The organism is Pseudomonas sp. 21LCFQ02, from assembly GCF_024129895.2.
Taxonomy (GTDB): domain Bacteria; phylum Pseudomonadota; class Gammaproteobacteria; order Pseudomonadales; family Pseudomonadaceae; genus Aquipseudomonas.
This window is the reverse complement of record NZ_CM178749.1, coordinates 987330-1012099: the sequence shown is the minus strand read 5'-3', so window position 1 is coordinate 1012099 and position 24770 is coordinate 987330. Positions and strand designations below refer to the sequence as shown.

General features: G+C 61.4%; 23 protein-coding genes. 11 read left to right on the top strand and 12 right to left on the bottom strand.

The features are described from left to right. The first annotated feature begins 14 nt into the window (after positions 1-14). The 5 genes from NJC40_RS04765 (at position 15) to gcvH (ending at position 5791) form a co-directional block, all read left to right on the top strand. On the top strand, positions 15-1235 hold the full coding sequence (locus tag NJC40_RS04765) for a 2-octaprenyl-3-methyl-6-methoxy-1,4-benzoquinol hydroxylase (RefSeq protein ID WP_253139935.1): 1221 nt from the start codon (positions 15-17) through the stop codon (positions 1233-1235). A gap of 118 nt (positions 1236-1353) precedes the next feature. Beyond that, positions 1354-2355, top strand: a complete 1002-nt coding sequence (locus NJC40_RS04760) for an extracellular solute-binding protein (RefSeq protein ID WP_045493971.1) — start codon at positions 1354-1356, stop codon at positions 2353-2355. Positions 2356-2449: 94 nt separating this feature from the next. Continuing rightward, a complete protein-coding gene (locus tag NJC40_RS04755; RefSeq protein ID WP_045484754.1) occupies positions 2450-4066 on the top strand; it encodes an ABC transporter permease in 1617 nt (538 codons plus the stop codon). Positions 4067-4276: 210 nt separating this feature from the next. Then, entirely contained in the window at positions 4277-5359 is a 1083-nt protein-coding gene (gene gcvT, locus NJC40_RS04750; protein ID WP_045484751.1) for a glycine cleavage system aminomethyltransferase GcvT, read from the top strand. Between the two features lie 45 nt (positions 5360-5404). Continuing rightward, entirely contained in the window at positions 5405-5791 is a 387-nt protein-coding gene (gene gcvH / locus NJC40_RS04745; RefSeq protein ID WP_253139937.1) for a glycine cleavage system protein GcvH, read from the top strand. Between the two features lie 65 nt (positions 5792-5856). Here gcvH and NJC40_RS04740 read toward each other — a convergent pair whose 3' ends face one another. The 5 genes from NJC40_RS04740 to NJC40_RS04720 form a co-directional block, all read right to left on the bottom strand. After that, positions 5857-6177, bottom strand: coding sequence for a DUF2388 domain-containing protein (locus NJC40_RS04740; protein ID WP_045493968.1), 321 nt, complete (start codon positions 6175-6177; stop codon positions 5857-5859). A 122-nt stretch (positions 6178-6299) separates the two neighbouring features. Next, positions 6300-6743 (bottom strand): NfeD family protein, encoded by a 444-nt coding sequence (locus NJC40_RS04735; protein WP_253117452.1) that lies wholly within the window; start codon positions 6741-6743, stop codon positions 6300-6302. Between the two features lie 10 nt (positions 6744-6753). Then, complete coding sequence (locus NJC40_RS04730) at positions 6754-7674, bottom strand: SPFH domain-containing protein (RefSeq protein ID WP_253139939.1); 921 nt, start codon at positions 7672-7674, stop codon at positions 6754-6756. 80 nt (positions 7675-7754) lie between these two features. Further along, a complete protein-coding gene (tfpB, locus tag NJC40_RS04725) occupies positions 7755-9539 on the bottom strand; it encodes a type IV pilus assembly ATPase TfpB (protein ID WP_253139940.1) in 1785 nt (594 codons plus the stop codon). A gap of 100 nt (positions 9540-9639) precedes the next feature. Next, positions 9640-9987: an ACT-like domain-containing protein gene (locus tag NJC40_RS04720; RefSeq protein WP_045484737.1), complete on the bottom strand. Its 348-nt coding sequence runs from the start codon at positions 9985-9987 to the stop codon at positions 9640-9642. A 126-nt stretch (positions 9988-10113) separates the two neighbouring features. On the opposite strand from NJC40_RS04720, the gene NJC40_RS04715 reads away from it, so the two are divergent. Continuing rightward, positions 10114-10584 carry an Lrp/AsnC family transcriptional regulator gene (locus tag NJC40_RS04715; RefSeq protein ID WP_253117457.1) on the top strand — a complete coding sequence of 157 codons (471 nt, stop codon included), beginning with the start codon at positions 10114-10116 and terminating at the stop codon, positions 10582-10584. 12 nt (positions 10585-10596) lie between these two features. On the opposite strand, the gene NJC40_RS04710 is transcribed toward NJC40_RS04715, so the two are convergent. Next, positions 10597-11964 (bottom strand): CYTH domain-containing protein, encoded by a 1368-nt coding sequence (locus NJC40_RS04710; protein ID WP_253139943.1) that lies wholly within the window; start codon positions 11962-11964, stop codon positions 10597-10599. A gap of 145 nt (positions 11965-12109) precedes the next feature. On the opposite strand from NJC40_RS04710, the gene argE reads away from it, so the two are divergent. Then, positions 12110-13258, top strand: coding sequence for an acetylornithine deacetylase (argE, locus tag NJC40_RS04705; RefSeq protein WP_253139944.1), 1149 nt, complete (start codon positions 12110-12112; stop codon positions 13256-13258). Between the two features lie 126 nt (positions 13259-13384). Then, the gene (gene argA / locus NJC40_RS04700) at positions 13385-14686 is read left to right on the top strand and encodes an amino-acid N-acetyltransferase (RefSeq protein ID WP_045484725.1); all 1302 of its coding nucleotides are present in this window, start codon (positions 13385-13387) and stop codon (positions 14684-14686) included. 118 nt (positions 14687-14804) lie between these two features. Here the strand turns inward: argA and gshA are convergent, their stop codons facing one another. The 3 genes from gshA to NJC40_RS04685 all read right to left on the bottom strand — a co-directional run bounded on the left by gshA (position 14805) and on the right by NJC40_RS04685 (position 19412). Further along, complete coding sequence (gene gshA, locus NJC40_RS04695) at positions 14805-16394, bottom strand: glutamate--cysteine ligase (protein WP_253139946.1); 1590 nt, start codon at positions 16392-16394, stop codon at positions 14805-14807. A gap of 313 nt (positions 16395-16707) precedes the next feature. Continuing rightward, positions 16708-17091, bottom strand: a complete 384-nt coding sequence (locus NJC40_RS04690) for a PaaI family thioesterase (RefSeq protein ID WP_045484720.1) — start codon at positions 17089-17091, stop codon at positions 16708-16710. Further along, positions 17091-19412, bottom strand: a complete 2322-nt coding sequence (locus tag NJC40_RS04685) for a Tex family protein (RefSeq protein ID WP_045484718.1) — start codon at positions 19410-19412, stop codon at positions 17091-17093. Before NJC40_RS04685 ends, NJC40_RS04690 begins: the two co-directional genes overlap by 1 nt. A 267-nt stretch (positions 19413-19679) precedes the next feature. On the opposite strand from NJC40_RS04685, the gene ompR reads away from it, so the two are divergent. Further along, positions 19680-20420, top strand: a complete 741-nt coding sequence (gene ompR / locus NJC40_RS04680; protein WP_045484716.1) for an osmolarity response regulator transcription factor OmpR — start codon at positions 19680-19682, stop codon at positions 20418-20420. 144 nt (positions 20421-20564) lie between these two features. Continuing rightward, entirely contained in the window at positions 20565-21875 is a 1311-nt protein-coding gene (locus NJC40_RS04675) for an ATP-binding protein (RefSeq protein ID WP_045484713.1), read from the top strand. Positions 21876-21987: 112 nt separating this feature from the next. Here NJC40_RS04675 and rimK read toward each other — a convergent pair whose 3' ends face one another. The 3 genes from rimK to rimA are packed head-to-tail and all read right to left on the bottom strand — an operon-like array spanning position 21988 to position 24166. Further along, the gene (rimK, locus tag NJC40_RS04670) at positions 21988-22893 is read right to left on the bottom strand and encodes a 30S ribosomal protein S6--L-glutamate ligase (protein ID WP_045484710.1); all 906 of its coding nucleotides are present in this window, start codon (positions 22891-22893) and stop codon (positions 21988-21990) included. Further along, the gene (gene rimB / locus NJC40_RS04665; RefSeq protein ID WP_045484707.1) at positions 22890-23366 is read right to left on the bottom strand and encodes a retropepsin-like aspartic endopeptidase RimB; all 477 of its coding nucleotides are present in this window, start codon (positions 23364-23366) and stop codon (positions 22890-22892) included. The genes rimK and rimB overlap by 4 nt, the downstream gene beginning before the upstream one ends. 17 nt (positions 23367-23383) lie before the next feature. Further along, positions 23384-24166, bottom strand: a complete 783-nt coding sequence (gene rimA / locus NJC40_RS04660; protein WP_045484704.1) for a S6 modification regulatory phosphodiesterase RimA — start codon at positions 24164-24166, stop codon at positions 23384-23386. A gap of 183 nt (positions 24167-24349) precedes the next feature. Between rimA and NJC40_RS04655 the strand changes: the two genes are divergently transcribed. Then, on the top strand, positions 24350-24754 hold the full coding sequence (locus NJC40_RS04655) for an RNA-binding S4 domain-containing protein (protein ID WP_253139948.1): 405 nt from the start codon (positions 24350-24352) through the stop codon (positions 24752-24754). The last annotated feature ends 16 nt before the right edge of the window (positions 24755-24770 follow it).

Below are 24770 nucleotides of genomic sequence, written 5' to 3'. Positions count from 1 at the left end.
GAGTGATCTGAACCATGGAAACCCACGCGGATGTGCTGATCGTCGGAGCCGGCATGGTCGGCAGTGCCCTGGCCCTGGCGCTGCAAGGCAGCGGCCTGGACGTGCTGGTGGTCGATGGTGGCTCGCTGAGTGTCAAACCCTTCGACCCGCAAGCCTCGTTCGAACCCCGGGTCAGCGCGCTGTCAGCGGCCAGCCAGCGCATCCTGCAACGCCTGGGCGCCTGGGACGGTATCGTTGCCCGGCGCCTGAGCCCCTATGGGCAGATGCATGTCTGGGATGGCAGCGGCACCGGGCAGATTCACTTCAGTGCCTCCAGCGTGCACGCTGACGTACTGGGGCATATCGTCGAAAACCGGGTGGTGCAGGATGCCTTGCTGGAGCGGCTGCACGACAGCGACATCGGCCTGTTGGGCGAAGCCCGTCTGGAACAGCTGCGTCACTCTGGCGATGACTGGCTGCTGACCCTGGCTGATGGCCGCCAGTTGCGCGCGCCGCTGGTCGTGGGCGCTGACGGTGCACATTCGGCCATCCGCCGCCTGAGTGGTACGCCGACCCGTGAGTGGGATTACCTGCACCACGCCATTGTCACCAGCGTGCGCACTGCCGAGTCTCACCACCGCACGGCCTGGCAGCGCTTTACCGATGACGGCCCGCTGGCATTCCTGCCGTTGCAGCGTGAGGGCGAACACTGGTGTTCGATTGTCTGGTCGGTGACCCCGCTGGAGGCCGAGCGCCTGATGGCGCTGGACAGCGCGACCTTCTGTGCCGAGCTTGAGCGGGCCTTTGAAGGTCGTCTGGGCAGTGTGCTGGGCACCGACCCGCGGCTGTGTGTGCCGCTGCGTCAGCGTCATGCCAAGCGTTATGTATCCCGTGGCCTGGCGTTGATCGGCGATGCCGCGCATACCATTCACCCGTTGGCCGGGCAGGGTGTGAATCTGGGGTTGCTGGATGCAGCGGTGCTGGCCGAGGTGCTGTTGCATGCCGTCGAGCGTGGCGAGAACCTCGCTGATGAGCGTGTGCTGGCCCGCTACGAGCGGCGCCGCATGCCCCACAATCTGAGCCTGATGGCAGCGATGGAAGGCTTCCAGCGGTTGTTCCAGGCCGACCCTTTGCCGCTGCGCTGGCTGCGCAATACCGGCTTGAAGGTGGTCAACGATTTGCCTGAGGTCAAGGCGTTGTTCGTCCGTGAGGCTTTAGGGCTGTCAGGCGAAATGCCGGAACTGGCGAAAATCTGAGTCAGCCAATTACCCACCCCTGTAACATTCTGTTACTCCTCAGGAGGGTGTTCGATTGAGGTGCTTAATGGGATTCACTACCATTTCGCCCTCGTATTCGAAACCAGAGGCTTTTTTCATGCAGGCAAGCAAGCGTTTTATGGCTGCCCTGACACTGACCCTGCTCGGCGGTGCCGCCCAGGCGGCCGACGAGGTGGTGGTGTATTCATCGCGGATCGATGAGTTGATCAAGCCTGTTTTCGACGCCTACACCGCCAAGACCGGCGTCAATGTCAAGTTCATCACCGACAAGGAAGCGCCGTTGATGCAGCGCATCAAGGCCGAAGGCGAGAACGGCGTGGCCGACCTGTTGCTGACCGTGGACGCCGGCAACCTCTGGCAAGCCGAGCAGATGGGCATTCTGCAACCCTTCAGCACGCCGGTGATTGACGCCAATATTCCTGCGCAGTATCGCTCCTCGGCCCATGCCTGGACCGGCTTGAGCCTGCGCGCGCGGACCATTGCCTACTCCACCGACCGGGTCAAGCCCGAAGAGCTGAGCACCTACGAAGCACTGGCTGACAAGAACTGGGAAGGCCGCCTGTGCCTGCGCACCGGCAAGAAGGTCTATAACCAGTCGCTGACCGCCACGCTGATCGAGACCCACGGTGCCGAAGCGGCCGAGAAAGTGCTCAAGGGCTGGGTCAACAACCTGTCCACTGACGTGTTCTCTGACGATATCGCGGTGCTGGAAGCGATCAATGCCGGGCAATGCGATGCCGGTATCGTCAACACCTACTACTACGGTCGTCTGCACGCGCAGAACCCGCAACTGGCGGTCAAGCTGTTCTGGCCCAACCAGGCCGACCGTGGCGTGCACGTCAACCTGTCGGGCATCGGCCTGACCAAACACGCGCCGCATCCAGAGGCCGCCAAAGCGTTGGTCGAATGGATGACCGGCCCTGAAGCCCAGGCGATCTTCGCCGGGGTCAACCAGGAGTTCCCGGCCAACCCGAACGTGCCGCCAAGCGCAGAAGTCGCCAGTTGGGGTTCGTTCAAGGCCGACACCATCCCGGTGGAAGTGGCTGGCAAGCGCCAGGCCGAAGCCATTCGCATGATGGATCGTGTGGGCTGGAATTGATTTAATACCTGCCCTGTTCACGGCTGAAGCCGCTCCTGCACGTAGGAGCGGCTTTAGCCGCGAATGAGCCTCCTTCCCGCTTCGAGACTCCCCCTTGGCCCATCCTGCCCAACGCCGCTGGTATCCCCTGGTTTTTGTCATCGCCGCGCTGGTGCTGTTACCCCTCAGCGTATTGCTGCTGTCTTGGGAGAGCATCGACCGGGAGATCTGGTCGCACTTGCTTGAGACCCAGATGAGCCGCCTGCTGGGCAACACCCTGACCCTGGTGTTGGGGGTCGGCGTCGGCGTGACTTTGCTGGGTGTCAGCCTGGCCTGGCTGACCAGCCTCTGTGAGTTTCCGGGGCGGCGCTGGCTCGACTGGGCCTTGATGCTGCCCTTTGCGATTCCGGCTTACGTGCTGGCCTTCGTGTTTGTCGGCCTGCTGGATTTTGCCGGGCCTTTGCAGACCTTGCTGCGCGAATGGTTCGGCAGTGGTGTGCGCCTGCCCAGGGTGCGTTCCACCGGCGGTGTGATCCTGGTGCTGGTGCTGGTGTTCTACCCCTACGTTTACTTGCTGGCGCGCACGGCGTTTCTGGCTCAGGGCAAAGGCCTGATGGAGGCGGCGCGGGTGTTGGGCCTGTCGCCGTTACAGGCGTTCTGGCGCGTGGGTTTGCCGATGGCGCGGCCGGCGATTGGTGCCGGTATTGCCTTGGCGCTGATGGAAACCCTGGCTGACTTTGGTGCGGTGTCGGTATTCAACTTCGACACCTTCACCACCGCCATCTACAAGACCTGGTACGGCTTCTTCAGCCTTTCCAGTGCCGCTCAACTGGCCAGCCTGTTATTGCTGGCGGTGATGGTCGTGCTGTACGGCGAACGGCGCCTGCGCGGCGCCAATCGCGCCGCCAACGAGCGTCCACGGGGCAAAGCCTTGTATCACCTGCGTGGTGGCAAGGCGTTGGCCGCGACCAGCTGGTGCCTGCTGGTGTTCATCTGCGCGTTCGCCGTACCGATGCTGCAACTGGTGGTGTGGGTCTGGCAGCGTGGCCGTTTCGATCTGGATGAGCGCTACACCGGCCTGGTGCTGCATACCCTGTACCTGGGCAGCATGGCGGCGTTGATTACCGTCAGTGCTGCGTTGATCCTGGCCTTTGCCCGGCGTCAGGCACCGACCCCGGCGATCAATGCCGGGGTGGGGTTGGCCAACCTCGGTTATGCCTTGCCAGGTTCGGTACTGGCGGTGTCGATCATGCTGGCCTTCAGCTATCTGGACAAAGCCCTGGTCATTCCGCTGTCCGGCTGGTTGGGCGGAGCCGGTAAGCCACTGTTGCTGGGCAGCCTGTCGGCCCTGTTACTGGCTTATCTGGTGCGCTTCATTGCCGTGGCTTACGGACCGCTGGAAAACAGCCTGGCGCGGATCCGTCCGTCGTTGCCTGAAGCGGCGCGCAGCCTGGGCGCCAGTGGGCCACGGCTGTTTTTCAAGGTGTATCTGCCATTGCTGGTGCCGGGGGCCTTGAGTGCGGCGCTGCTGGTGTTCGTCGATGTGCTCAAGGAAATGCCGGCCACTTTGCTGATGCGCCCATTCGGCTGGGACACCCTGGCGGTGCGCATCTTCGAAATGACCAGCGAAGGCGAATGGGCTCGTGCTGCATTGCCCGCACTGACGCTGGTGCTGGTCGGTCTGTTGCCGGTGATTGGCCTGATTCGGCGCTCGGCACGGCAGATCGGCTAGGCTTGAGCTGGTGGCCAGATGAAATGACACTCGATGTTTCCGGTACTGCACATCGGGTGCGGGCCACCGCTCATACGGCTACAATGCGCCGCAATCGATGCAGGCCGGGTTGGCGTCACGGGTTTTCATTTGCGGTAAACCCCGAGTCATTGGGGGACCCGTCGGCCCAAGCCTGGCCTGTATCTTCGCCACGCCCGGAAGGAGACACCCATGGGACAGCGTACCCCCCTGTTTGACCTGCACCTCGCACTTGGCGCGAAGATGGTCGATTTTGGTGGTTGGGACATGCCATTGCATTACGGATCACAGGTCGAGGAGCACCATCAGGTGCGCCGCGAATGCGGCGTTTTCGACGTTTCGCACATGCGCGTGATCGATGTCATCGGCAGTCAGGCCAAGGCCTGGCTGCGTTATCTGCTGGCCAACGATGTTGGTCGTTTACAAGAGCCGGGGCGCGCGCTGTACAGTGCGATGCTCGATGACAACGGCGGAATCATCGACGACATGGTCGTCTACCTCACTCCGCGCGGTTACCGTCTGGTGGTCAACGCTGCCACCGGCGCCAAAGACCTGGCCTGGATGCGTTCGCGGCTAACCGGTTTCGATGTCGAGCTGGTAGAGCGCCCGGAGCTGTCGATGCTCGCCATTCAGGGGCCGCAGGCCCGCAAGCGCATCGCTGAACTGGTGTCCAGCGCACGCGCCGAACTGATCCGCAGCCTCAAGCCGTTCGAAGGCCATGATGAGCACGACTGGTTCATCGCCCGCACCGGTTACACCGGTGAGGATGGCCTGGAGATCATCTTGCCCGCCGAGCAGGCGCCGGCCTTTTTCAACGATCTGGTCGGCGCGGGCATTTCTCCCATCGGCCTGGGCGCGCGCGACACCCTGCGGCTGGAAGCCGGCATGAACCTGTATGGCCAGGATATCGACGAGAGTGTGTCGCCTTTGGTGGCGAACATGGCGTGGAGCGTTGCCTGGCAGCCCGCTGATCGTGATTTCATTGGCCGCAGCGCCTTGGAGGCCGAGCGCGCCCGTGGCGTCAACTCCAGGCTGGTGGGGCTGGTGCTGGAAGAGCGCGGCGTGCTGCGTGCCCATCAGGTCGTGCGCGTAGCCGAAATCGGCGATGGCGAGATCACCAGTGGCAGTTTTTCTCCTACGCTAAGCAAGTCCATCGCTCTGGCGCGGGTGCCCATCGGCACGGCCGACCGGGCCGAAGTGGAAATCCGTGGCAAGTGGTATCCGGTGCGCGTAGTGCAGCCAAACTTCGTGCGTCATGGCAAAGTGTTGATCTAATTTTATGCGGACTACCGCCGACCTGATGATTTTGAGGATAAGCAAATGAGCAATTTTCCCGCCGATCTGCGTTACGCCGAAAGCCATGAGTGGGCCCGTCTGGAAGCTGACGGCACGGTAACCGTGGGCATCTCCGATCACGCGCAGCAGGCTCTGGGCGACGTGGTATTTGTCGAACTGGCGGAAGTGGGCAAAGTATTCGCCGCCGGTGATGCCGCAGGCGTGGTGGAGTCGGTCAAGGCCGCATCGGACATCTACGCGCCGGTGGCTGGCGAAGTGATTGCAGTCAACGAAGAACTGGCCGACAGCCCCGAGTCGCTCAACGAAGAGCCTTACCAGGCATGGATCTTCAAACTCAAGCCATCGAACGCTGAGGCCGACCTGGCCAAGTTGCTTGATGCTGCTGCCTACAAGGCACTGACGGGCGAATAAGCCTGCTCGCTGGAACAAAGATGCCGCTCTTGTGAGCGGCATTTTTTATTGCGGCCTGGTCGTGGTTATTCCTGGGCCACGGCATTACGCGCAAGGATGGCGTTGGCCAGTTCCATGTCGTTGGCCTGCAGGCCTGGATTATCCTGGCGAACCTGGGCAATGGCCGCCTCCAGGTAGGGGCCACGGATACCGCCTTCGCTGGCGACGAAGCTGCCGGCATCGTCCTGGGCAGCGGCAACCAGCTTATGGTCTTTGAACGTCAGATAAGTGGAGCCGGTGGTGGCCCCGGAAGAAATGACATCCCGCCAGAAACCGGCATCGGCCATGGCCGAACCGACGGGCAGGGAGAGCAGAGCACAAGTGGCGACAGCAAGCTTCAGACGCATGGTGAGGTACTCCAGTGAAAATGGAATTTCGAGTAACTTGGAGATCCGAAACACTCGTCAAGTTCCATAAGCCTGCTTTCGCCCCTGCGCCAGGCCAGCGGTGTTTGCAGTCAAACGGCTACCTAGGCCAGCTCAACGCGCAGCACCGCGCCGTCCTGGCTCACCACTTTGACCCGGCTGCCGGCCGGAGCATCCGGGCCTACCACGATCCATACGCTGTCACCGACCTTGATCTTGCCACGCCCGTCGACAATCGCCTGTTGCACGATAAAGGCATGACCGATCAACTCCTGACCTCGCATGTTCAGCCCTGGCTGATCTGACGGGCGGACTGCACTGCGCTGCCGGTACCACCAGTACACCGCTGTCAGCACCGCAAATACAGCGAACAACAGCAACTGCAAGCTCCAGCCCAGTTCCGGCATGATGAACGTCAGAATGCCGACCGCCGCCGCAGCGATGCCGATCCACAGCAGATAGCCACCTGCACCGAACATTTCCAGGATTAGCAGCGCCGTGCCCAGCGCCAGCCAGTCCCAGTACGACAGCTCATACAGCCAGTTCATGACGTGTGCCTCAGGCCTTGCGATCGAACGTGGCTTTGACGATCTCGCCAATACCGCCCACGGCACCGATCACCTGAGTCGCCTCCAGCGGCATCAGCACGACTTTGCTGTTGTCGGCTGATGCCAGCTGGCCAAGCGCTTCGACGTACTTTTGGGCGACGAAGTAGTTGATGGCCTGCACGTTGCCGGTGGCGATCGCTTCGGACACCACTCGGGTAGCCTGGGCTTCTGCTTCGGCCTGACGCTCACGGGCTTCAGCTTCAAGAAAGGCCGCCTGACGGCTGCCTTCGGCTTCGAGAATCTGCGCCTGCTTCTTGCCCTCGGCGGTCAGGATCGCCGAGGCCCGCAGGCCTTCAGCCTCAAGAATTTGCGCGCGCTTGATCCGTTCGGCTTTCATCTGCCCGGACATCGCGGCCATCAGGTCTTGCGGCGGGCTGATGTCCTTGATCTCGATCCGGGTGATCTTGGTGCCCCATGGCGCAGTGGCTTCATCGACGATGCTCAGCAGGCGTTCGTTGATGTTGTCACGCTGGCTGAGCATCGCGTCCAGCTCCATGGAGCCGAGTACGGTACGGATGTTGGTCTGCAGCAGGTTGCGGATGGCATGTTGGAGATTGTTGACCTCGTAGGCGGCTTGCGCGGCATTGACTACCTGGTAGAAGCACACCGCGTCGATTTCAACCGTGGCGTTATCAGAGGTAATGACTTCCTGGGGCGGGACATCGAGCACGCTTTCCATCACATTGATCTTGTGCCTGATGCGGTCCATCACCGGGATGATGATGCTCAGGCCAGGCTTGAGGGTAGTGGTGTAGCGGCCGAAGCGCTCCACGGTCCACTGATAACCCTGAGGCACCACTTTGAAACCCATCAATACAATGGCAATTGCCAGCGCGACAAATAGCAGAATGACGATGCTTTCGGTTGGCATAACGTCCTTATCCTTTTGCAGGTTCCATCCTTGTCAGGCCGGTGCCGGTGGGATGGAGCATCGACACCAAGCCGCGGATACTAGCGTTGCTCGCTTTGCGGCGTCACCCGCAGGACTTCTTCAATTGTTGTCAAACCATTTGCAATTTTTTGCGCGCCCGACAGGCGCAGGCTACGCATGCCCTCCTTGAACGCCTGACGGCGCAGCCCGGTGAGGTCCAGGTCAGAAGAAATCAGCCCCTTGACTGCGTCGGACATCAGCATGATTTCGTACACCCCGGCGCGACCCCGGTAACCGGTGTCCCGGCATTCGACGCAGCCTACGGCCCGGCAGGCACCGCTGGGCACCGGTGCCTGCCAGGGGCGGGTCAGCACCTGCCAGTCGGCCTCATCAAGCTCTACCGGCGCTTTGCAGTGCGGGCACAGGGTGCGCACCAGGCGCTGGGCCATGACCCCGAGAATCGTGGCTTTGAGCAGGTAGTGTGGCACACCCAGTTCGAGCATGCGGCTGATGGCGCTGGGGGCATCGTTGGTGTGCAGGGTCGAGAGCACCAGGTGCCCGGTCAGCGCGGCCTGAATGGCCATTTCAGCGGTTTCCAGGTCGCGAATCTCGCCGATCATGATGATGTCCGGGTCCTGGCGCATCAGTGCCCGGATGCCGCTGGCAAAGGTCAGGTCGATATTGTGCTGGACCTGCATCTGGTTGAAGGCCGGCTCGACCATCTCGATGGGGTCTTCGATGGTGCACAGGTTGACTTCCGTGGTCGCCAGTTGCTTGAGCGTGGTGTACAGGGTGGTGGTTTTGCCGGACCCGGTCGGCCCGGTGACCAGAATAATCCCGTTGGGCTGGCGGGTCATGCCCTGCCAGCGGCGCAGGTCGTCGCTGGAAAAACCCAGTTGGTCGAAGTCCTTGAGCAGCACTTCGGGGTCGAAGATCCGCATCACCAGTTTTTCACCGAACGCGGTGGGCAGGGTCGACAGGCGCAGTTCGACCTCATTGCCATCCGGGGTGCTGGTCTTGACCCGGCCATCCTGGGGTTTGCGCTTTTCTGCGACGTTCATCCGGCCCAGGCTTTTCAGGCGGCTGACCACCGCCATGGTGACCTGCGGCGGGAATTGATAGACGTTATGCAGCACGCCGTCGATGCGAAAACGCACGGTGCCGCTTTCCCGGCGTGGTTCGATATGGATATCGCTGGCGCGTTGCTGGAATGCGTATTGAAACAGCCAGTCGACGATGGTGACGATATGCGCATCGTTGGCATCGGGCTCCTGATCGCTGGAGCCGAGTTTGAGCAATTGTTCGAAGTTGCCCAGATTGCTGATTTTCTGATCAGTGGCCGTGGCACCGCTGACCGAGCGGGTCAGACGGAAAAACTCGACGGTCATGCGCTGGATATCGACCGGGTTGGCGACTACCCGCTTGATTGGCAGCTTGAGTACGTGTGACAGGTCGGCTTCCCAGGAGCTGACATAGGGCTGGGCGCTGGCGATGGTCACCGCCTCGCGATCCACGGCCACGGCCAGAATCCGGTGGCGCTGGGCAAAGGCATAGGACATCAATGGTGTGACGGCTGCCACGTTGATCTTCAGCGGGTCGATGCGCATGTATGGCTGGCCGCATTGCTCGGCGAGCCAGGCGGTGAGTGTTTCCAGATCGAGTTTGCGCCCCGGCCGCGCCAGGTCGTCGAATTGCTGGGTGGCCAGAAATTCCAGCGGATGCAACTGAATATTCGTGGCACTGCGGCGTTGGGTGACAGCCGCCTCGGCATCGGTCTGGCTCAGATGATTCTGTGCGACCAGCTCGCGCAACAGATCGTTCAGGTCGAGCCAGCGGTCTGTTGGGGTATGGGCGTGAACAGCCATGCAGGTTCCTTGGGCGAGTCCGGGAATTGATCCAAGCGTAGACCCCAAGGGTGCCAGTGTTATCCCCCTTGTGTGAACAGGAATGTCTTGTGTTACCCCCTCACGCGCTGATCAATGCCGCTGCATGAGCCAGCTGCGGCGGCTGTTCGAGCCTGTGTAACTGCACCGATTCGACGTCGATCAGGTTACGCATTTTTTCGCCGATGACCTGCGCGCGATGCCCGCTCAGGCCGTCGACGGCCACGTCGATTCGCAGGCAGTCGTCCTGGCGCAGCACATTGACCTCAAGAGGCACCAGATACTGCATGGCGAGCAGGTTCAGGACCTGACACAACAGCGCCGGTTGGGCATCGGCCAGCACCCGGTAGCGGACACAGCAATGAACATTACCGGCGGCCCAGCTATCTGGACGGTGGGCGGGAGCGGGAAAGGCTTCGAGGCTGGACATGCGTGAGTCTCCTGGGCAAGTGAGGAAATTCTTGCATGCGTATCGGGAAAATACTGGTCTATGATCGCGGTTACAGGCTTTATTTTGGATTGATAAAGCAAGATTAGCTATCAAAGAGAATTGTTTATGCAGATTGAGCTGGATGCCTATGACCGCAAGATCCTCAAGCTGCTGCAAGAGGACGCTTCGCTGTCCAGTGCGCAGGTTGCCGAGCAGGTAGGGCTGTCACAATCACCGTGCTGGCGACGCATTCAGCGGCTCAAGGATGAAGGGGTGATCCGCCGTCAGGTGACCCTGCTGGACCGCAAGAAGATTGGTCTGGACACGCAGATCTTTGCCGAAGTGAAACTCAATGCCCATGGCCGTTCGAATTTTGCCGAATTCACCGACGCGATCCGTGAGTTTCCTGAGGTGCTGGAGTGTTACGTGCTGATGGGGGCGGTGGACTTTCTGTTGCGCATCGTCACCGCTGATATCGAAGCCTATGAGAAGTTTTTCTTCGACAAGCTGTCGATGGTCCCTGGGATCCAGGAAGTGAATTCGATCGTGGCCCTGTCGGAGATCAAATCCACCACCAGTTTACCGTTAGGACGTTGAGCGGCAGGACCCTCAGCCGCGCAACAACTGCCTCCAGGCCTTGGTCTGGGTGACGATCAGCGCCTGGCTGACACGTTCGGCAAGCACTTCGTCGCTGATGTCCTGGTTGGCCAGTTGCTCCAGCTTGTTCAACTCGCCGTACAGGCGATCCAGCTCGGGCAGTTCCAGCACGCCACGGGCCCAGTGCAGCCAGACCTGGATGCGCTCGATGCGCGGCAATTGCTCGGCCAGGTCTTCAGGTTGCTGCTGGTAGCGGTCCAGTTGCAGTGCGCTGGCCTCGGCGGCCAGCAGGGTCGGTAGCCAGTTGCCCAGCGGCACGACGCCCAGGCGTGCGCCGCGCTTGTTGCGCTCGACGGTCCAGCCGCGAGCCAGCAGCCAGCGTGAGGTGCTCAGCGAGAATTCGCCCCAGCGCGTGTCTTGCAGCTCTTCAAGGAACTGCTCGTGGGCGGCGCTACGCACGTCAGCATCTTCCTGGCCGGCCTGGACCAGCGGGCGCCAGTCTTCGAGCAGCGCATCCAGTGCAGTTCGCAGGCTGTTGGTGGTGCTGCGCGGGGCGCACTGGCCCAGGCTGCCGGTCAGGGCGCGCAGCTCAGCCAGCAGCCCGACCCACTCTTGCAGCAGGCGCCAGTGGCCGTTGAAACGGTACTGCTCGGCCAGCCGCTGGCTGCTGCCCAGCAGGTGCCAGGCCAGGGCAGTGTAGGCGTCGTCCAGGCTGGTTTCGGCCGTCAGTTGCGGAGCCTTGAGGCTCAGCGAATAACTGCCGGCGTCGAACAGGCGATAGCCGCGCTCGGCCTTGCTGATATCGCATGGCATCAATGGCAGGCTGGCGGCCAGCTCGGCGGCAAGTTCCAGCAATGCGTCAGGCTCGCCTTCGCGCAGTTCCAGCTCCAGCTCGCAGATTTCTTCTTTCTGCTTGCCGGCCACCACCTGACCCAGATCCAGGGCGGCTTCAATCACCACCTTGGCCTTGCCACGGCCCCAGGCGATTTCGGCTTTTTCACGCACGAAGTCGGTGGTGAACAGCGGTTTGATGGTTTTCTTGTCCAGTTCGGCCAGTTGCTCGGGCCAGCACTGGCCGTCGAGCTTTTTCAGGTCCAGCTTGGGTTTGGCGATATCCCAGTTGAATTCATTGCGCTCGGACAGCCCGGCGACGCTCTGGCCACGGGTCTTGAGGGTCTGGATGAGTTGCTCGCCATCGCGACGGATGCGCAGCGCGACCTTGGCCTGGGCCAGATCGCGCTCCGGGGTGTCGAAATACTGGTTGGTCAGTTCCAGGCGCTCCCAGCCACTCTTGTTGCGTTTTTTCAGCAGGGGGTGATCGCGCAGGGCGGCGAGGGTCTCGCGGCTGACGCGGAGTTTGATTTCGGTTTCTTTCTGCATGGCCGGGGCGATCCAAACGCGGGTGCTGGTGAACGGGCAGCCATGGGCATGGCGGCGAAGCGCTGTAGTTTACAGGACGCAGGCGGTTTATTCCTGACGCGTTATACCCCTATGATGGTCCGCAAGCCTCAAGGAACCGTCATCCATGCCTTTGCCATCCATGAAAGAGCAGTTCGCTGCGCTGATCGCCACCCCCTCGGTGAGTTGCACCCAGCCGGCGCTGGATCAGTCCAACCGGCCGGTCATCGACCTGCTGGCCGGCTGGCTCGATGAACTGGGCTTCGCCTGTGAAATCCAGACCATTTCGCCCGGCAAGTTCAACCTGCTCGCCACCTACGGCAGTGGCCCTGGCGGTCTGGTGCTGGCCGGGCACAGCGACACCGTGCCCTATGACGAGGCCCTGTGGCAGACCGATCCGCTGAAGCTCACAGAAGTTGACGGTCGCTGGGTCGGCTTGGGCAGCTGCGACATGAAAGGCTTCTTCGCGCTGATCATCGAGGCGGTACTGCCTCTGCTGGGCCAGCCGTTCAAGCAGCCGCTGTTGATCCTGGCCACCTGTGACGAAGAATGCTCGATGGCCGGGGCCCGTGCCCTGGCCGAGGCGGGGCGGCCTCTGGGACGTGCGGCGGTGATCGGCGAGCCGACCGGGCTGCGACCGATTCGTCTGCACAAAGACGTGATGATGGAGCGTATCGATATCCTCGGGCGCAGCGGCCATTCCTCCGATCCGCGTCTGGGCCACAGTGCGCTGGAAGCGATGCACGATGTGATCAGCGACCTCAAGGGTTTACGCGCGCAATGGCAGGCCGAGTACCACAATCCGCAATTCAGCGTGCCGCAGCCGACCCTCAACCTGGGCTGCATTCATGGCGGTGACAACCCCAACCGCATCTGTGGCCAGTGCTCGCTGGAGTTCGACCTGCGGCCACTGCCGGGCATGGACCCCGAAATTTTGCGCTCGCTGATTCGTCAGAAACTACAACCGCTGGCCGAGCGTCATCAGGTCAGCATCGACTACCAGCCGCTGTTCCCCGAGTGCTCGCCGTTCGAGCAGCCGGCCGATGCGGAACTGGTCCGGCTGGCCGAGCGTCTGACAGGTCATACGGCCGCAGCGGTGGCATTTGGCACCGAAGCGCCTTATCTTCAGCAGCTTGGCTGCGAGACGCTGGTACTCGGCCCTGGCGACATCGCCTGTGCGCACCAGCCGGGCGAGTATCTGGAAATGTCACGTTTGCAGCCTACAGTGCGTCTGTTGAGACAACTGATTGAACATTACTGCCTGACGCCCCAATAAGCGCTCCGGTCCAAATTCACAAATATAAGGAGACTGCGCGTGTTGCCAGGCCTGTTCCGACGATAACCACCACTGCGTTGTGCGTGTTTCTGTCTTTCGTCCAACTTTTTACAGGCTTTTACGGTTATGCCCGAATACGTCAACTGGCTGCGTCACGCGTCTCCTTATATCAATGCCCACCGGGACTGCACTTTTGTGGTGTTGCTGCCCGGCGACGGGATCGAACACCCAAACTTCGGCAATATCGTCCACGACCTGGTGCTGCTGCACAGTATGGGCGTGCGTCTGGTGCTGGTGCATGGCACCCGCCCACAGATTGAAAACCGCCTGGCCCAGCGCGGCCTGCAGCCACGCTACCACCGCGACCTGCGCATTACCGATGCCGAGACGTTGGAGTGCGTGATCGACGCAGTGGGTGGCCTGCGCATCGCCATCGAAGCCAAGCTGTCGATGGACATCGCCAACTCGCCGATGCAGGGCTCGCGCCTGCGGGTGACCAGTGGCAACCTGGTCACCGCCCGGCCAATCGGTGTGCTCGACGGTGTTGATTATCTGCACACCGGCGAAGTACGCCGGGTCGACCGTAAAGGTATCAACCGTCTGCTTGACGAGCGCCATATCGTGTTGATGTCGCCGCTGGGCTATTCGCCCACCGGTGAGGTGTTTAACCTGGCCTGTGAAGATGTCGCAACCCGGGTGGCGATTGATCTGGGGGCCGACAAACTGCTGCTGTTCGGCGCCGAACAAGGCTTGCTGGATGACAGCGGCAGGCTGGTTCGTGAACTGCGTCCGCAGCAGGTCCCGGCGCATCTGCAACGGCTGGGCAGCAGCAGCTACCAGGCCGAACTGCTCGACGCGGCGGCCGAAGCGTGCCGTGGCGGGGTGGGCCGTAGCCATATCGTCAGCTACGTCGAGAACGGCTCGCTGTTGACCGAACTGTTCACCCGCGACGGTGGCGGCACCCTGGTCGCTCAGGAGCAATTCGAGCGTGTACGTGAAGCCGGTATCGAAGACGTCGGTGGCCTGATCGAGCTGATCACGCCGTTGGAAGAGCAGGGCATTCTGGTCCGCCGCTCGCGTGAAGTGCTGGAGCGCGAGATCGAGCAGTTCAGCGTGGTCGAACGTGAAGGGATGATCATCGCCTGTGCGGCGCTCTACCCGATTGCCGACTCCCAGGCGGGCGAGCTGGCGTGTCTTGCGGTCAATCCCGAGTACCGCCATGGCGGTCGCGGTGACGAGTTGCTCGAACGCATCGAAGACCGTGCCCGTGCCCTGGGCATTACCACGCTGTTCGTTCTTACCACCCGTACCGCCCACTGGTTCCGCGAGCGCGGCTTCGAGCCCAGCAGTGTCGACCGCCTGCCCAGCGCCAGGGCATCGCTGTACAACTACCAGCGTAATTCGAAGATCTTCGAGAAAGCGATTTAGGGTTTCCGGTAACAGGATTTCGCGGCTGAAGCGGATCGCCGCCCGGCCGCTCCTACGGATATCAACCGTCTGTAGGAGCGGCTTTAGCCGCGAAGACAAAAACAGCCGCGAAAATCGATCAATTACTGATCGACAGAATGCTCGCCTGATAGGCACCGACAAAGGTGTCGAAATCCACCACTTCTTCGCTGGCTTCCAGCTCGGCCTGTTCATTCAGCGAGGTCTGTGCCAGCTTTTCGAAGTGCGCCTGATCTTCTGTGCTCAGAGGGTGAGCGCGGAAGTATTGGGCATGGAGCTTGCTCTGGCGCAACGAGAAGGCCGCGAAGCCCTCGTTGTGCTCGCGCATGCTGGCAAGAATCCGGGCCGACGGGGTCAGTTCAGGATCGTCTATCTTGGCCTGCTGCGCGATCAGTGAACGACAGTGTTCGTCGCTGCCGCTGGCCTGGTCGAGCAACTGCGCGATAGGCGCGATCTTTTCCAGCAATTCAGTGGCCCAGTGCTTGAGTTCAACTGGCGAGCCGCCGCGTTGCAGCTGCAGGCCCGGCCGACGACCTTCCTTGACCACGCTGAGGAAGTTGTTGCCCGCATTGCCGCATTCGCCGCTGGACAGCTGCGGACTCTCTTGCAGCGCGCAGAACAGGATAAAGGCGTCGATGAAGCGCGCCTGCTCCAGATTGATACCGGTCGGCAGGAACGGGTTGATGTCCAGGCAGCGCACCTCGACGTATTGCACGCCACGGGCGATCAGCGCCTGGATCGGCCGTTCGCCGGTGTAGGTCACCCGCTTGGGGCGGATGTTGGAGTAGTACTCGTTCTCGATCTGCAGCACGTTGGTGTTGAGCTGCACCCACTCGCCGTTGGCATCATGGGTACCGGTTGCAACATAGGGCGCATAGGGCGTGGCGACCGCGCGGCGCAGGCTGTCGGTGTAGCTCTGCAGGTCGTTGTAGCACGGCGTCAGGCCGGCCTGGGCCTCGCTCTGATAACCCAGGTCGCTCATGCGCAGGCTGGTGGCCCACGGCAGGTACAGGGTGTTCTCGTCGAATGCCTGTAACTGATGGCTGCGACCGCGCAGGAAGCCTTTGTCCAGGGCCGGCGAAGCGCCGAACAGGTACATCAGCAGCCAGCTGTAGCGGCGGAAGTTGCGGATCAGGGCAATATAGGAGTGCGACTGGTAATCGCGGTCATCACCGGCAAAGTTCTCGGTCTGCTTGAGCACGCTCCAGGCGGCTTCAGGCAGCGAGAAATTGTAGTGGATGCCGGCGATGCACTGCATGGTGCGGCCATAGCGCAGCGCCAGACCCTTGCGGTACACGTACTTGAGTTTGCCGATGTTCGAGGTGCCGTAATACGCCAGCGGAATAGCTTCTTCGGCGGGCAGCGGCGATGGCATCGACGGGCTCCACAGCAACTCGTCACCGAGCTTGCTGTAAACGAAGCGATGAATCTTTTCCAGGCTGTCCAGGGTATCTGCCGGGTTTTTCAGCGCCGGTGTGATGAACTCCAGGAGCGATTCGGAATAATCGGTGGTGATCTGCTCATTGGTGAGCGACGAGCCTAACGCCTGCGGGTGCGGGGTCTGGGCCAGTTCGGCCTGGTCGGTGACGCGCAGGCATTCACGTTCGATTCCGTGCAGGCACTGTCCCAGCAATGGGAGGTTGGTGCGTTCGCCAAGCACGGCCAGGCGGCGGTTGAGAAATTCGCTCAAGGTGGATTCCTTCACACATCGGTCGCCCACATATGGGGGTAGAGCCGACGGTCTACAAGGGTGAAGAAAGGAACTGGCGTTGTCGCCTGGTTGGGTCTTTAACGCCGGCTCAAGATTCACGGTTGCTTGCCATGCAGTCGATTTGTCGACTTTTTTGACAGGATTAGCGGCAAATTACCCTAAACAGAGGGGGTACAGCTAGATTGCCTACGATCTTTACCAGCTAAAAAACGCCACGCCCGAGTCGGGCGTGGCGGTTACCCTGACGCAGATCTTGCGTACCGGTCAGGTCTGCCAAGAGCCAGGCAGGCGCTCAGACAATCGCGAAGGTGCCCTGCGCCTTGGCGATCAGTTTGTCGGCCTGCAGCACCTCGGCTTCTACCACCAGGGTCCTGCGCCCAGCGTGCAGGACCCTGGCAACGCACAACACCTCGCCCTCGCTGACCCCGCGCACATAGTTGATCTTGCACTCGATGGTCACGCTGCGCTGCTCGAAGCCGTGGGCGCTGGAGCAGGCCAGGCCCATGGCGATGTCGACCAGGCTGAAAATGGCCCCGCCATGCATCATGTTGCCCCGGTTGCGCAGGTGCGCTTCCAGAGGCAGTGCGACTTCGGCAACGCCGCCGCCCAGGCTGCGAATCTCGCAACCGAGCATGCGCAGGTAAGGGCTGTGGGTCAGCGCCTCAGGGATCTCCATCAACGCTTCTTCAACTGCTTGGCATTGGCGAACAGCGAAGCCATGGCGTTGTTGGCCGGGGCCGCAGTGCTGCTTTCCTTGCGTGGCGCCGCGCTGGTCTGGCGCGGTGCAGCGCCCGGACGTGAGCCACGAGCGCCGTCGATTTTCTCGCCCGGTGTATCACTCATGCGCATCGACAGGCCGACGCGCTTGCGCGGGATGTCGACTTCCATGACCTTGACCTTGACCACATCGCCGGCCTTGACGGCTTCACGCGGGTCCTTGATGAACTTCTCCGACAAGGCAGAAATGTGCACCAGGCCGTCCTGATGCACGCCGATGTCGACAAAAGCACCGAAGTTGGTGACATTGGTCACGACGCCTTCGAGGATCATGCCCAGCTTGAGGTCCTTGAGATCTTCGACGCCTTCCTGGAACTCGGCGGTCTTGAACTCGGGACGCGGGTCACGACCGGGTTTGTCCAGCTCACTGAGAATGTCGGTGACGGTCGGCAGGCCGAAGGTTTCGTCGGTGAATTTCTTCGGGTCCAGACGCTTGAGGAAGGCAGTGTCGCCGATCAGCGAGCGGATGTCGCGGTCGGTCTGCGCGGCAATGCGCTGTACCAACGGGTAAGCCTCGGGGTGCACCGCTGAAGCATCCAGCGGGTTGTCGCCGTTCATCACACGCAAGAAGCCTGCGGCCTGTTCGAAGGTCTTCTCACCGAGGCGGCTGACTTTCTTGAGTTCATTGCGGGTCTTGAACGCGCCATTGGCATCACGGTGGCTGACGATGTTCTGCGCCAGGGTGGCGTTCAGGCCGGAAATGCGCGACAGCAGTGCCACCGAAGCGGTGTTCACATCCACGCCCACGGCGTTCACGCAGTCTTCGACCACCGCGTCCAGGCCGCGAGCCAGCTTGAGCTGCGAGACGTCGTGCTGGTACTGGCCAACGCCGATGGATTTCGGATCGATCTTCACCAGTTCGGCCAGAGGATCCTGCAAGCGGCGGGCAATCGATACGGCACCACGGATCGACACGTCGAGGTCCGGGAACTCGCGCGCTGCCAGTTCGGACGCCGAGTACACCGAAGCGCCGGCCTCGGAGACCATGATTTTGGTCATTTTCAGGGCTGGATACTTTTTGATCAGCTCAATGGCCAGCTTGTCGGTCTCGCGGCTGGCGGTGCCGTTGCCGATAGCGATCAGGTCCACCGAGTGCTTGGTGCACAACGCACCCAGTACGGCGAGGGTCTGATCCCATTGGTTCTTCGGTACATGGGGGTAGACCGTGGCGTGGTCGAGCAGCTTGCCGGTGGCGTCGACCACGGCGACCTTGCAACCGGTACGCAGGCCCGGGTCGAGGCCCAGCGTGGCACGCGGGCCGGCCGGCGCGGCGAGCAGCAAGTCATGCAGGTTGTGGGCAAATACGTTGATCGCCTCGGTTTCGGCGCTGTCACGCAACTCGCCCAGCAGGTCGGTTTCCAGGTGGTTGTACAGCTTGACCTTCCAGGTCCAGCGCACGACCTCGCCCAGCCATTTATCGGCTGGCCGGTTCTGATTGCTCAGGCCGAAGCGCTCGCCGATCATCAGCTCGCAGGGGTGCAGGCTGCCGGGTAACTCTTCGCCGACCTTCAGGGTACCGCTGAGGATGCCTTCATTGCGGCCACGGAAAATCGCCAGGGCACGGTGCGAAGGCATGTTTTTGAGCGGCTCGTCGTGTTCGAAGTAGTCGCGAAATTTCGCGCCCTCTTCTTCCTTGCCGGGCACCACGCGGGCGCTGAACACCGCCTCTTGCTTGAGGAACCCGCGCAGCTTGTCGAGCAAGGTGGCGTCTTCGGCAAAACGCTCCATGAGGATGTATTTGGCGCCTTCGAGCGCCGCTTTGACATCGGCCACGCCTTTCTCGGCGTCGACGAAACGCGCCGCTTCGCTTTCCGGATTCAGACCGGGGTCGTTGAACAGGCCGTCGGCCAGTTCGCCCAGGCCGGCTTCCAGGGCGATCTGGCCCTTGGTGCGGCGTTTCTGTTTGTACGGCAGGTACAAGTCTTCAAGACGGGTCTTGGTGTCGGCCAGCTTGATTTCGCGGGCCAGCTCCGGGGTCAGCTTGCCTTGTTCTTCAATGCTGGCAAGGATGCTGACCCGGCGCTCGTCGAGCTCGCGCAAATAGCGCAGACGCTCTTCCAGATGACGCAGTTGCGTGTCATCGAGGCTACCGGTCACTTCCTTGCGGTAGCGGGCGATGAACGGCACAGTCGAGCCTTCATCCAGTAGTGCTACGGCCGCTTCGACCTGTAGTGGGCGGACACCGAGTTCCTCGGCGATGCGGCTGTTGATGCTGTCCATAAGACCACCTGAGCAAAATAACTAGCGAACTGCCATCGTTTGCGAACGAACGTTGTCTGACATTGCCTGACTAAAAGAGTGCCCGAAAAAGGGCGGCGCATTATAACCAGCCAGGCCCCGTTAGGGGATTTGGACGATGCACAGCATCATCTGTTGGCGTTCAGGCACCAGCATTTATCCTGCATCCGGTAAAATCTGCTAACAATGCGCACGATGCGCATCATCCCGGCTACGCCATAATGCGCCCCGTGAATATAGGAGCATCCGATGAGCAGCACTGCACTTAATGCCGAAGGCGAAAAAATCCTGATCGTCGATGATGACCCAGGGTTGAGCAGCCTGCTGGAGCGTTTTTTCACCAGCAAGGGCTATCGCGCCCGCGCCGTAGCCAATGTCGAGCAAATGGACCGCCTGTTGTCCCGTGAGGTGTTCAACCTTGTGGTGCTCGACCTGATGCTGCCTGGTGAAGACGGCCTTTCCGCCTGCCGCCGGCTGCGCGCGGCGAATAATCAGGTGCCGATCATCATGCTGACCGCCAAGGGTGATGAGCTGAGCCGCATCAAGGGCCTGGAGCTGGGTGCCGACGACTACCTGGCCAAACCGTTCAACCCTGACGAACTGATGGCACGGGTCAAGGCTGTCCTGCGTCGCCAGGCGCCTGCCGTTCCTGGTGCGCCTGGCAGTGAAGAAGAGTCGGTCACCTTCGGTGACTACGAACTGTCGCTGGCAACCCGCGAGCTCAAGCGCGGCGATGAAGTGCACATGCTCACCACCGGTGAGTTTGCGGTACTCAAGGCGCTGGTCATGCATGCCCGCGAGCCGCTGACCCGTGACAAGCTGATGAACCTGGCCCGTGGCCGCGAGTGGGATGCCCTTGAGCGTTCCATCGACGTGCAGATTTCCCGTCTGCGCCGCCTGATCGAGCCGGACCCGTCCAAGCCTCGCTACATCCAGACTGTCTGGGGTGTGGGGTATGTATTTGTACCGGACGGCAGCGGCGCTCGCTGACAGCTCACTGCCCGTTTCGCGATACCGTTGATGCGTCGATAGCCCTGTAAAGGGTTATCGGCGTTTTTGGCTTTGCGCAACGGTCGTTTCGATTGACAGAAACCGCGAGCCTGCCTCGCCCTGCAAAGTGTGAACGCTGCACCTATGAAGACTCCGCTGTGGTTTCCGCAAAGCTTCTTCTCGCGCACCCTTTGGCTGGTGCTGATCGTCGTGCTGTTTTCCAAGGCGCTGACCCTGGTCTACCTGCTGATGAACGAGGATGTGCTGGTCGACCGTCAGTACAGCCACGGCGTGGCGCTGACCCTGCGCGCCTATTGGGCAGCCAACGAAGACGATCGGGAAGCCATTGCCGAGGCGGCCGGTTTGATCCGGGTGGTCGGCGGCGGGGTGCCCGAGGGTGAGCAACACTGGCCCTACAGCGAAATCTATCAGCGCCAGATGCAGGCTGAACTGGGCGAAGACACCGAGGTGCGCCTGCGTGTCCACGCGCCGCCGGCGCTGTGGGTGCGCGCGCCGAGCCTGGGGGATGGCTGGCTCAAGGTGCCGCTTTATCCACACCCGCTGCGCGGCCAGAAAATCTGGAGCGTGCTGGGCTGGTTCCTGGCCATCGGCTTGCTCTCCACCGCCTCGGCCTGGATCTTCGTCAGCCAGCTCAACCAGCCGCTCAAACGTCTGGTGTTTGCCGCCCGCCAGCTTGGGAAGGGGCGCAGCGTAAGGCTGCCGATCAGCGATACGCCGAGCGAAATGACCGAGGTGTATCGCGCCTTCAACCAGATGGCTGAAGACGTTGAGCAGGCCGGTCAGGAGCGCGAGCTGATGCTGGCCGGCGTTTCCCATGACTTGCGGACACCGTTGACCCGCCTGCGCCTGGCGCTGGAAATGAGCGAAAAGAACGAGTTTCTGGACGGCATGGTCCGCGACATCGAAGACATGGACGCGATTCTCGACCAGTTTCTGGCGTTCATTCGTGACGGGCGTGACGAAGAGGTTGAGGAGGTCGATCTTGGCCACCTGGTGCGTGAAGTGGTCGAGCCGTTCAACAGCGACGATGAGCATATTCGGGTATGTCTGGAGCCGATCCCGCCGTTCGCCTTGCGTCGGCTGTCGATGAAGCGTCTGCTGACCAACCTGATCGGCAACGCCATGCACCATGCCGGCACCGGCATCGAAGTGGCAGCCTACGTCTCGGGCGATAACGGTGCCCCTTATGTCGTGCTCAGCGTTCTGGACCGGGGTGCGGGTATTGACCCGTCGGAGCTGGAAATCATCTTCAACCCGTTCATCCGCGGCGACCGGGCTCGCAGCGGCAAGGGCACTGGCCTGGGGCTGGCCATCGTCAAACGTATCGCGGCGATGCACGGCGGCAACGTAGAACTGCGCAACCGCTCCGGCGGCGGCCTGGAAGCTCGTGTCCGCCTGCCGCTGGGCCTGATGCTGCCAAGAGACGCGGTGTAGGAGGGGCTTCAGCCCCGAAGCTTTTCCTTCACCCATAGCCGTGGGGAATAAAAGCTTCCCGGCTGAAGCCGGTCCTACGCCGGTCCTACGCTGGCCCCGTGTCGGTCCTGTCTCAGCCCTTGCCCTTGGTGCGGGTCAGGTTGGGGCCGCTGTTTTTCTCTAGGTGTTCGATGATCATCCCGGCGACGTCCTTGCCGGTAGTGGTCTCGATGCCTTCCAGGCCCGGTGAGGAGTTCACCTCCATCACCAGCGGGCCGTGATTGGAACGCAAGATATCGACGCCGGCCACTGACAGGCCCATGACCTTGGCGGCGCGCAGGGCGGTCATGCGCTCTTCAGGGGTGATCTTGATCAGGCTGGCGGTGCCGCCCCGGTGCAGGTTGGAGCGGAATTCGCCGGCCTTGGCCTGGCGCATCATCGAGGCGATGACCTTGTCGCCGACCACGAAGCAGCGGATATCCGCGCCACCGGCTTCCTTGATGTATTCCTGGACCATAATGTCCTGCTTGAGGCCCATGAACGCCTCGATCACCGACTCGGCGGCCGACACGGTTTCACACAGCACCACGCCGATCCCCTGGGTGCCTTCCAGTACCTTGATCACCAGCGGTGCACCGTTGACCATCCGGATCAGGTCGGGAATGTCGTCTGGTGAGTGGGCAAAGCCGGTGACCGGCAGGCCAATGCCGCGCCGCGACAACAACTGCAAAGAGCGCAGCTTGTCTCGGGAACGGGCGATTGCCACTGATTCGTTGAGCGGGAACACACCCATCATTTCGAATTGGCGCAGCACTGCACAACCATAGAACGTCACCGAGGCGCCAATGCGTGGAATCACCGCATCGAAGCCTTCCAGCGGCTTGCCGCGATAGTGAATCTGCGGCTTGTGGCTGGCGATATTCATGTAGGCGCGCAGGGTGTCGATCACCACCATTTCATGGCCGCGCTCGATACCGGCTTCAACCAGGCGGCGGGTGGAATACAGACGCGGGTTACGCGAAAGCACAGCGATCTTCATGCAGCACCTGAGGGAGTAGAGGCCGGGAACACCGGCTTGTCTTGTACGTATGTAATGCCCGGATTGACCACCAATTGGCCGTCGATCAGAGCGTTGGAACCCAAAAGCAGCCGATAACGCATCGACTTGCGACAGGCCAGGGTGAATTCCACCGGCCAGACGCGATCACCCAAAGCCAGGGTGGTCCGTATCACGTAACGGACCTGTGCATGGCCGTTGGAGCTCTTGATGGTCTTCATGGCCACCAACGGTGCTTCACAGCGTCGGTGACGCAACTGCACCACCGTGCCCAGGTGCGCGTTGAAGCGCACCCACTTCTGGCCGTCGCGTTCAAAAGGCTCGATCTCGGTGGCGTGCAGGCTTGAAGTGCTGGCCCCGGTGTCGATTTTTGCCCGCAGGCCGGCTACCCCCAGATCGGGCAGCGCCACCCACTCGCGCAGGCCGATTACTGTCAGATGATCGAATGTCTTCAAGGCGATTTCCGTACTACTCAGGACTTCTGCCAGGCCTCGGGACGAATCTGGGCCATGGCTTTGAACGCAGGTTTGGCAAACAAGTAACCCTGCATCAGAAAAACGCCGCAATCGGCGAGAAAGTCTCTTTCCTCCACATGCTCGATGCCTTCGGCAATCACCATGATATTGAGCTCTGTGCACATGCTGAGCACCGCACGGGCAATGGCCTGACGGGGCCGGTCGAGATGAATGTCACGAATCAGGTCCATGTCGAGCTTGATCAGGTCGGGTTGAAAATCCGCCAGCAGCTTGAGCCCAGCATAGCCTGCGCCAAAGTCGTCGATGGCGGTCATGAAGCCGAACGCCTGATACTCGCGCAGAATATTCTGCAAATGCTTCACGTTGTCCACATGTTCGACTTCGACTGTTTCGAAGATCAGCCTGTCCAGCGGAAAATTGTGCTGCCGCGCCGCCTCCAGGGTGCTGCGGATGCACAGCTCCGGACGATAGACCGCGTTGGGCAGAAAGTTGATCGACAGGCGCTCGGTCATTCCAATGCTGGCGGCGCCGGCGATAGCGGCGGTACGGCAACTCTGGTCGAAGCGGTAGCGATTCTGGTCGTTGACCTGAGCGAGCACGCTTTGTGCGCTCTCGCCATTGGGGCCGCGTATCAACGCTTCATGGGCAAACACTGAGTGATCACGCAGGTCGACGATCGGTTGGTAGGCATACTCAAAGTCGAAGCCCAGAGCTGGACTGCCAGTGCACCCCTGACAACCGCGTCTTGGGGCTGTCAATGAATCCGGAAACTTTGTCATGACATCCTCCAGTGGCAAAGGGTGAGCGGCTCTATCAGATTCTTGATGAGTGGTTTTGACAAGCCGGGTTCGGTTACTTCATGTTCGTTGCTGACCCAGATCCAATAACGCCGGCAATCGTGGCGAGCGCTCAGGTATCAGGCCTGGTTATGCTTCAGATTGCCATGCAGATGAGAAATTCAGATGGCGCAAAAGGCAGAAGACGACGACAAGGTTCGTCTCGACAAATGGCTATGGGCGGCACGCTTCTACAAGACCCGTGCCCTGGCCAAGGCAGCGATTGAGAGTGGCAAGGTGCACTGCCGGGGCGAACGTTGCAAGCCCGGCAAAGAACCGCGTGTAGGCGATGAATTCCAGATCCGTACCGGTTTTGACGAGCGGACTGTGGTGGTCGAGGCGCTGTCGGTGGTCCGGCGCGGCGCGCCCGAGGCCCAGGCTCTGTACCGCGAAACCGCGCAAAGCATCGCCAGTCGCGAGGCGGCGGCTGCCCAGCGCAAGGCCGGCAATCTGAGCGTGATGACTGACGGGCGCCCGAACAAGAAGCAACGTCGGCAACTGGATCGCTTTCATGACAGCTCGGGCGGTTGAGCCGGTTTCAGTTGCA

Coding starts and splice junctions, on each gene's coding strand:
- NJC40_RS04720 (WP_045484737.1), bottom strand. CDS start 9,987: ATGTCCAGCCTCGAAGCCTTTCCCGCTCCCGCCCACCGTCCAGATAGC.
- NJC40_RS04765 (WP_253139935.1), top strand. CDS start 15: ATGGAAACCCACGCGGATGTGCTGATCGTCGGAGCCGGCATGGTCGGC.
- rimK (WP_045484710.1), bottom strand. CDS start 22,893: ATGAAGATCGCTGTGCTTTCGCGTAACCCGCGTCTGTATTCCACCCGC.
- NJC40_RS04760 (WP_045493971.1), top strand. CDS start 1,354: ATGCAGGCAAGCAAGCGTTTTATGGCTGCCCTGACACTGACCCTGCTC.
- ompR (WP_045484716.1), top strand. CDS start 19,680: ATGAGCAGCACTGCACTTAATGCCGAAGGCGAAAAAATCCTGATCGTC.
- NJC40_RS04685 (WP_045484718.1), bottom strand. CDS start 19,412: ATGGACAGCATCAACAGCCGCATCGCCGAGGAACTCGGTGTCCGCCCA.
- argA (WP_045484725.1), top strand. CDS start 13,385: ATGCCCGAATACGTCAACTGGCTGCGTCACGCGTCTCCTTATATCAAT.
- gcvT (WP_045484751.1), top strand. CDS start 4,277: ATGGGACAGCGTACCCCCCTGTTTGACCTGCACCTCGCACTTGGCGCG.
- argE (WP_253139944.1), top strand. CDS start 12,110: ATGCCTTTGCCATCCATGAAAGAGCAGTTCGCTGCGCTGATCGCCACC.
- NJC40_RS04690 (WP_045484720.1), bottom strand. CDS start 17,091: ATGGAGATCCCTGAGGCGCTGACCCACAGCCCTTACCTGCGCATGCTC.
- NJC40_RS04740 (WP_045493968.1), bottom strand. CDS start 6,177: ATGCGTCTGAAGCTTGCTGTCGCCACTTGTGCTCTGCTCTCCCTGCCC.
- gcvH (WP_253139937.1), top strand. CDS start 5,405: ATGAGCAATTTTCCCGCCGATCTGCGTTACGCCGAAAGCCATGAGTGG.
- NJC40_RS04655 (WP_253139948.1), top strand. CDS start 24,350: ATGGCGCAAAAGGCAGAAGACGACGACAAGGTTCGTCTCGACAAATGG.
- NJC40_RS04710 (WP_253139943.1), bottom strand. CDS start 11,964: ATGCAGAAAGAAACCGAAATCAAACTCCGCGTCAGCCGCGAGACCCTC.
- NJC40_RS04730 (WP_253139939.1), bottom strand. CDS start 7,674: ATGCCAACCGAAAGCATCGTCATTCTGCTATTTGTCGCGCTGGCAATT.
- tfpB (WP_253139940.1), bottom strand. CDS start 9,539: ATGGCTGTTCACGCCCATACCCCAACAGACCGCTGGCTCGACCTGAAC.
- NJC40_RS04735 (WP_253117452.1), bottom strand. CDS start 6,743: ATGAACTGGCTGTATGAGCTGTCGTACTGGGACTGGCTGGCGCTGGGC.
- NJC40_RS04715 (WP_253117457.1), top strand. CDS start 10,114: ATGCAGATTGAGCTGGATGCCTATGACCGCAAGATCCTCAAGCTGCTG.
- rimA (WP_045484704.1), bottom strand. CDS start 24,166: ATGACAAAGTTTCCGGATTCATTGACAGCCCCAAGACGCGGTTGTCAG.
- NJC40_RS04675 (WP_045484713.1), top strand. CDS start 20,565: ATGAAGACTCCGCTGTGGTTTCCGCAAAGCTTCTTCTCGCGCACCCTT.